Below are 7,127 nucleotides of genomic sequence, written 5' to 3'. Positions count from 1 at the left end.
ATTCCTACGAGGCGGTCGGCGGCTTCATGACCGGCGAGATCGACAAGGCGACGCTCGAGGGAATCGAGCGGACCTGCCTGCCGACCATCGGGGCCTGCGCGGGCCAGTTTACCGCCAATACCATGGCGATGGTCTCAGAAGCCATGGGCCTGACCATGCCGAACGTATCGATGATTCCGGGCGTCTATGCCGAGCGTGCGCTGGTTGCGCGCCATGCTGGACGTCTTGTCATGCGGATGCTCGAGCAGGGCGGTCCCTTGCCCCGCGAGATCCTGACGCGCAGGGCGCTCGAGAACGGCGCGGCGATCGTTGCCGCGACCGGCGGTTCGACCAACGCCGCGCTGCACTTGCCCGCAATAGCCAATGAGGCTGGTATTCCCTTCACCATCGACGATGTTGGGGAGGTCTTTGCGCGAACGCCACTGATCGGCAATTTGCGTCCGGGCGGGAAATACACAGCCAAAGATGTCTACGACATCGGCGGCGCCGCGGTCGCGATCCGTACCCTGATTGAGAGCGGCCATATTGATGGCGGTTGTCTGACAATCTCGGGCAGGACCATCGCCGAGGAGTATGGGAGCGCCAGCGCGCCCGACGGTGAGATCATCCGTTCGGCCAAGTCGCCGATCATGCCGGATGGTGGAGTCGCGGTCTTGAAAGGCAATCTCTGCCCCGATGGTGCCGTCATCAAGGTGGCTGGCCTGAAGAACCTGATGTTCGAGGGCCGGGCGCGCGTGTTCGAGGACGAGGAATCGTGCGTGGAGGCCGTGCGCAACCGAAATTATGCGGCCGGCGACGCCCTCATCATCCGCAACGAGGGCCCGGTCGGCGGTCCCGGGATGCGCGAGATGTTAGGCGTGACCGCGCTGATTTATGGCCAGGGCATGGGAGAGAAGGTCGCGCTGATCACCGATGGCCGTTTTTCCGGCGCGACGCGCGGGATGTGTATCGGTTACGTCTCGCCGGAGGCTTTCATTGGCGGTCCGCTGGCGCTGCTGCGTGATGGCGACCCCATACGGATCGATGCGGGTGCGCGCAGGTTGGACGTCATGCTTGATGACGCGGAACTCGCCGAGCGCCGGCAGGCGTGGAAGCCGCGGCCGCCGCGCCATCGGGCAGGCGCGCTCGCAAAATATGCCCGTCTGGTTGGTCAGGCGCCCGGAGGCGCCGTCACCCACGCCGGTGCCGCGGAATGGCCATGGTTCGATTAGTTTCGCCTGTCGTTCGGGCTGCCATTGTCCTAGTCTGGCCTCGCCGGCAGCGGCCGAGAAGCAGAGCGGAATGAACGTATTGCCATCGCGAACTGAGGCCAAAGCACAGCCCGTGCGGGCTCCCGGGCAAGCGACCGCCATGATCGAGATCGATCATGTCTCGCAGATGTTTCAGACGTCCGCCCGGCAGGACCATCTGGCCTTGTCCGACATTTCGCTCACCATCGAGGATGGGGCCTTTGTCTCCATTCTCGGTCCGTCCGGGTGCGGCAAGTCGACGCTTCTCTACATTGTCGGAGGTTTCGTCAGTCCGACACAGGGAAGCGCGCGGATGAAGGGCAGGGCGATCACCGGGCCGGGTCCCGATCGCGGTCCCGTCTTCCAGGAGTTCGCGTTGTTTCCCTGGAAGACCGTGCTCGGCAATGTGATGTACGGTCCACGCCAGCAGGGCGTGAAGGCTGCGGAAGCTGAAGCTCAGTGCCGCGCTCTGATCGAGATGGTCGGCCTGAAGGGTTTTGAGGATTTTTATCCGAAGGAACTGTCGGGCGGCATGAAGCAGCGAGTCGCGCTCGCGCGGACGCTCGCCTATCACCCGGAAGTGCTCCTGATGGACGAGCCGTTCGGGGCGCTGGACGCCCACACCCGCACGCGGTTGCAGAACGACCTGCTCAACATTTGGGAGCGCGATCGGAAGACGGTGCTGTTCGTCACCCATTCGGTGGAAGAGGCGGTGTTCCTGTCCGACAAGGTGGTGATGATGACGCGCTCGCCCGGACGAATCAGGGAGATCATCGACATCGATCTCCCGCGCCCGCGTCATCGCAGCGAACTTCTGCTCGATCCGCGCTACCAGAAATACGTCGTCGACATCGAGCGGATGTTCGATGATGGCCCCGTGCAAGGGAGCGCGCTGTGAGGTCGCGGTTCATCCCGGGAACGCGCGCGGCACCGTGGCTTGCCTGTCTCGGCCTCCTGGTGCTCTGGCAAATCGCCGCGCTTGCGTTGAAGAACGACAGTTTCCCGACCGCCTGGGCGGCAATCCGCGCGATACCGCTCATCCTTGCTGACAAGGAAGCCCTGATCAACATTCTTGCTTCGCAACGACGGATGACGATCGGCTTTGCGGTCGCTATCGTCGTCTCGGTCCCGCTCGGCCTCATGATGGGCCGCAGCCGCGCGGTCGCGTCCTTCTTCAATCCGCTGCTGATGGTGATCTATCCGGTGCCGAAGGCGGCGCTGATGCCAATCATCATGCTGTGGCTTGGGGTCGGCGACCTGTCGAAGACGTTGGTGATCTTTCTCGGCGTCAGTCTGCCGGTGATCTACCACAGTTTTGAAGGCGCAAAGTCGGTCGAGGAGAAGATGCTCTGGTCCGGCGCCGCGATGGGGCTTTCGGCCGCGCAGCGGATGGTCCGGATCGTGTTGCCGGCGGCGTTACCGGAGATTCTGACCGGCTGCCGGACCGGCCTCGTGCTGGCGCTGATCACAATGGTGACCAGCGAAATGATTGCGCGGCAATCGGGCGCCGGCAACATCCTGTTCAATGCGCTCGATATGGGCGAATACGACCTGGTGTTCGCGATGATTATCATCATCGGTGCGATGGGAATTTGTCTCGACGCCATGTTCGAGACGCTGCGCGCACGGCTTGTCAGATGGTCGGAGCCGCAATTCGACATGCCCTTGAGCTTCTCATGACCGTGCGTGCGCAAGATCTCCTGCTTGGCCTGGTGCCGCTCGCGCTCGTCATTGCGCTCTGGCAAGCGCTGGTGTCGTTCGGCTATGCGCCGGCGACATTGTTGCCGCCGCCGGGGCTCGTGTTTCGCAGGCTCGCTCAGCAGCTGACGACGTTGACGTTCGAGCAGGACGTCGCGGCGACGCTGTTCCGTTTGTTTGCGGGTTTCCTGATTGCAGTGGTCCTCGGCGTCACCATCGGCATCGCTGCCGCGGCCAGTCCTCTGATCAACTCCGCGGTGCGTCCGGTCGTGCGCGTGTTGGCGCCCTTGCCCAAGGTCGCGCTCTATCCGGCGCTCCTTCTGCTGCTTGGTTTCGGCCACGGATCGAAGATTACACTGGTCACCGCGGACGCCCTGTTCCCGATCCTCCTCTCAACCTACTACGGCGCTTCGACCGTCGAGCAGAAACTCGTCTGGTCGGCGCTGGCGGCGGGAACGCCACCGCGGGAAGTGCTGTTCAAGGTCATCCTTCCCGCCGCGGCCCCCTCGATTCTCACGGGCTGCCGGATCGGGCTCGTGATTTCCTGCATCGTGGTATTTCTGGCCGAAATGATCACGTCGACGGACGGCCTCGGTCATGTCCTGGTCACGGCCGCTCGCACGTTTCAGGCCGTCGACATGTTCGTGCCGCTGATCACGATTTCGCTGTTGGGACTCATTCTGAACGGCGCGCTGGGCGCGCTGCGGTCCTATCTGCTCCGCGGTTTCCCGGAAGTCTGATAAGAGCCAATCGGAGGACAAGCATGCTGGCCGATCGCATCGAGGCAAAATGGATCGACGCGTTCTGCGAGATTTTTGAGCGCTGTGCGGTGAAGCCTGGTGACGCGGCTGCTATTCTTTCGGAGACGCAGTCCCGGGAATTGAACGTTCATCTCGCCGAACTGGCCTTGCTGCGCATGGGCGCGCGACCCTTTCATATCGTCGTCCCCAGTCCGCGCAATCGCCATGGCATTCCGGTGCGTTCGACGGGTGCGAGCGAAGCGATCCAGCGGCTCGGGCCCGTCGTCACTGCGCTGCAGCAGGTAGGCTTCGTGGTCGACTGCACGATCGAAGGATTGATGCATGCGGCCGAGACACCGGAAATCCTGAAAGCGGGTGCCCGCATCCTCGTTATTTCCAATGAGCATCCCGAAGCGCTCGAGCGCATGGTTCCGGACCTGGCGCTGGAGAAACGCGTGCGCGCAGCGGCGAAGATGCTGCGCGGGACCAAACGTATGCATGTGACATCGAAAGCTGGCAGCGATCTCAGCGTCGACATGACAGGGGCCTCGACGGTCGGTGTTTGGGGCTGGACCGACAAGCCGGGGACGCTGGCGCATTGGCCGGGCGGCATCGTCGTCAGCTTCCCCAAGAGCGGCACGATCAGCGGCACACTGGTGATGTCGCCAGGCGACATCAATCTCACCTTCAAGCGCTATCTGACCTCGCCGGTGAAGATGACGCTCAAGGACGATTATGTGACCGAGCTCGAGGGCGATGGAACCGACGCGGCGATGATGCGGACCTATCTTGCTGCTTGGGGCGACCGCGAGGCCTATGCGGTCTCGCATGTCGGGTTCGGGATGAATCCCGGCGCACGCTACGAAGCCCTTTCGATGTACGACCAGCGTGAGACCAACGGGACCGAATTGCGCGCGGTGTCCGGAAATTTCCTGTTCTCGACCGGAGCCAATGAATTTGCGGGCCGCCATACAGCCGGACATTTCGATCTGCCGATGATGGGCACCACCATCGAACTCGACGGCGTGGCCGTGGTGCGCGCCGGCGTCTTGCAGGATGTGTTCGGCTAGACCACCGGCGGCCGCGCCAGGCCGAAATGCCGAAGCAGGTCGACCATCGCCGCGAGGCGCCGTTCGCGATAGGCGTCGATGTCGAGGCCTGAATAATCGACGAAGCCGGCTCCCGTCCGCATGCCGATGCGTCCGTCGCGCATGTTATTCGAGATCACCTCCGGGGCGCGATACCGATCGCTGTGGAGCGCGCCCTCCAGGTAACGGCTCGCGTAATACAGGATATCGCCGCCGCCCCAGTCGATGAATTCGAGAAGCCCCAGCACCGCATAGCGAAAGCCGAAGCCGTAGCGGATCGCCTTGTCGATGTCTTCGGGCGTGGCGACTCCTTCTTCCACCATGCGCGCGGCTTCGTTCATGGCGAGCGCCTGGATACGCGGCACGATGAAACCGGGCTTTGCGGCGCAGACCACCGGTACCTTGCCGATGCCTTCCAGCAGCGCCGTGACCCTGTCGACAACTGTCTGATTGGTCTTCGCGCCCGGCGAGATCTCCACCAGGGGGATCAGATAAGCCGGGTTCAGCCAATGGACGTTGAGAAAGCGCTCGGGATGCTCGATCGCGCCCGACAGATCATCGACCAGGATGGTCGAGGTCGTAGAAGCAATGATGACATCGCGCCGCACGTCTTTCGAAGCAGCGGCGAGTACATCGCGCTTCAGCTCGACGACCTCGGGCACGCCCTCGAAGACGAGACCGGCGCCGGCAAGCACGCTCGCGCTCGCATCCAAAGGCGCGACCGTCACGCGCGAGCCCACCCTTTCCGCTTCGCTCTCATTCAGCAGTCCGAAGCGCATCAGGCTGCCGACAGTCTTGCGGACCTCATCAAGCGCCTCGGATTCCAGCTTGCTGAACTGATCGGTTGTGCGCGGCTTGACGTCGATCATGATCACCGCATGACCGGCATAGGCAAAGGCCACGGCAATGCCGCGGCCCATGCGGCCAGCCCCGAGACAGGCGATCGCGGGTCGCTCTGACGTCATTGTGCAAATCCTTCCCGCAGCAATGCCTGCAAGCCGTTGCGATCGAGGTGACCGAGCCCGAGGCTTGCGAGTGTCCGTCCGGTGACCGAAAAATCCTCGCCGCAGATCGCGCCACCGATGCTCAGGAACGCGCGGGCCAGCGGCGTCGCAACGCCGGCCAATTCCGCAACTGAGATCAGCAACGAGAGGCCCATCCGCAGGTCTTCCCTCATGTAGCGATGTTCGGTCAACACCAGCCGCTCGCGCCAATCGCCGGAATCAGTGAGGCGATCATGCGAGCCGCGCCCATACATCCAGATTTCGCCTTCACTGGCGTAATGGTCGGCCAGTGGAAAATGCGGTGCGCCGTAGCCGAGCGCCTCGCGGACCGCGATGCGTTCGGCATCGAGGGCGTCGGTGACCCGGCGGATCGGAGTTTGCGTGCCTTCCTTGTGGATGTCCCAGCGCTCGAAATGCTCGATCGGCCCGGCATTCATCACGATCAATGGCGGGTGGATAATCGGCCCCGCATTCATCAGCGCGCCCGACAACGCATCGCCGCAGGGCCCTATCACGCCCGGAAAGGCCTGGCCGATCACATCAAGCGCGCGCGCAGCCTCTGTCAACGGGAAGACGCCGACCGGCAGCCGTTTGGCACGAATGGTAATCGCGACCTCGAATGGACCGTGTTTGCGTGTCAGCCAGGGCAGGGTGCCGGTTTCGGCGAAAGCAACCCGGGCAGTGTTTCCGGCGTCTCGTGCCGCCCTGGCAAACACCATCGAGCCGAAGGTGGCCGGAGGCAGGAAGACGACCTGGCCATCCTGCAAATGGGGTGCAAGCTGCCCGGCGATATCGGCTTGCGCGAATGCCGGCGCCGGGCAGAGGATCAACTCGGCCCCATCCACCGCCGCCCTGATGTCGGTGGTGACGAGTCCAAGGCGGGCCTCATGGCGGCCGTCGACATCCTTGACCACAATGCAAGAGCCAGCAACCCGATGCGCCGCCACCGCATCGGCATCGCGTCGCCACAACCTCACATCGTGGCCCTGCAGGGCAAAATCACCGGCGGCCGCGAACGAGCCGTTACCGCCGCCGAGCACTGCGATCTTCACGCCGCATCTCCTTGCGCTGCTGCGTCACGCAGCTTCAGCATGAAATGCTGCACCTTGCCGAGTGCGGTTCGCGGCAGGTCGTCGACGAACACGAATTCACGCGGCACCTTGAATCGGGCAAGTTGGATCTGGACATGCGCTCTCAATTCGTCCGCGCTGGCGCAGCCGCCGGATCGTCTAATCACGTAGGCGATGGGCACCTCGTCCCAGCGCGGATCGGGCCGTCCGATGACGCCGCATTCGGCGACATCGGGGTGTTCCAGCAGCACGCGTTCGACCTCCGCAGGGTAGATGTTCTCGCCGCCGGAAATGATCA

Annotated in this window: 8 protein-coding genes; 5 read left to right on the top strand and 3 right to left on the bottom strand. The window is 63.4% G+C overall.

Annotated features, from left to right (window positions below; all coding sequences use genetic code 11):
* The 5 genes from JOZ76_RS16625 to JOZ76_RS16605 all read left to right on the top strand — a co-directional run.
* A partial coding sequence (locus JOZ76_RS16625) for a dihydroxy-acid dehydratase domain-containing protein (protein WP_291699819.1) occupies positions 1-1,211 on the top strand: 1,211 nt, incomplete at its 5' end.
* Positions 1,212-1,281: 70 nt separating this feature from the next.
* Positions 1,282-2,127: an ABC transporter ATP-binding protein gene (locus JOZ76_RS16620; protein WP_291699818.1), complete on the top strand. Its 846-nt coding sequence runs from the start codon at positions 1,282-1,284 to the stop codon at positions 2,125-2,127.
* A complete protein-coding gene (locus tag JOZ76_RS16615) occupies positions 2,124-2,909 on the top strand; it encodes an ABC transporter permease (RefSeq protein WP_291699816.1) in 786 nt (261 codons plus the stop codon). The genes JOZ76_RS16620 and JOZ76_RS16615 overlap by 4 nt, the downstream gene beginning before the upstream one ends.
* The gene (locus tag JOZ76_RS16610; RefSeq protein ID WP_291699814.1) at positions 2,906-3,667 is read left to right on the top strand and encodes an ABC transporter permease; all 762 of its coding nucleotides are present in this window, start codon (positions 2,906-2,908) and stop codon (positions 3,665-3,667) included. The genes JOZ76_RS16615 and JOZ76_RS16610 overlap by 4 nt, the downstream gene beginning before the upstream one ends.
* 23 nt (positions 3,668-3,690) lie before the next feature.
* Complete coding sequence (locus JOZ76_RS16605) at positions 3,691-4,737, top strand: peptidase M29 (protein ID WP_291699812.1); 1,047 nt, start codon at positions 3,691-3,693, stop codon at positions 4,735-4,737.
* On the opposite strand, the gene JOZ76_RS16600 is transcribed toward JOZ76_RS16605, so the two are convergent.
* From JOZ76_RS16600 to JOZ76_RS16590, 3 genes are all read right to left on the bottom strand, one after another.
* Complete coding sequence (locus JOZ76_RS16600; protein ID WP_291699811.1) at positions 4,734-5,720, bottom strand: 3-hydroxybutyryl-CoA dehydrogenase; 987 nt, start codon at positions 5,718-5,720, stop codon at positions 4,734-4,736. The two genes, JOZ76_RS16605 and JOZ76_RS16600, sit on opposite strands and share 4 nt — an antisense overlap.
* Positions 5,717-6,811 (bottom strand): NAD/NADP-dependent octopine/nopaline dehydrogenase family protein, encoded by a 1,095-nt coding sequence (locus JOZ76_RS16595; protein ID WP_291699808.1) that lies wholly within the window; start codon positions 6,809-6,811, stop codon positions 5,717-5,719. The genes JOZ76_RS16600 and JOZ76_RS16595 overlap by 4 nt, the downstream gene beginning before the upstream one ends.
* Positions 6,808-7,127 (bottom strand): AMP-binding enzyme (locus tag JOZ76_RS16590; protein WP_441300045.1); only part of this gene is annotated, 320 nt, incomplete at its 5' end. The genes JOZ76_RS16590 and JOZ76_RS16595, both read right to left, overlap by 4 nt.

The organism is Bradyrhizobium sp. (assembly GCF_019244115.1).
In the GTDB taxonomy this organism is placed as follows: domain Bacteria; phylum Pseudomonadota; class Alphaproteobacteria; order Rhizobiales; family Xanthobacteraceae; genus Bradyrhizobium.
This window is presented reverse-complemented; position numbering and strand designations above follow the sequence as displayed.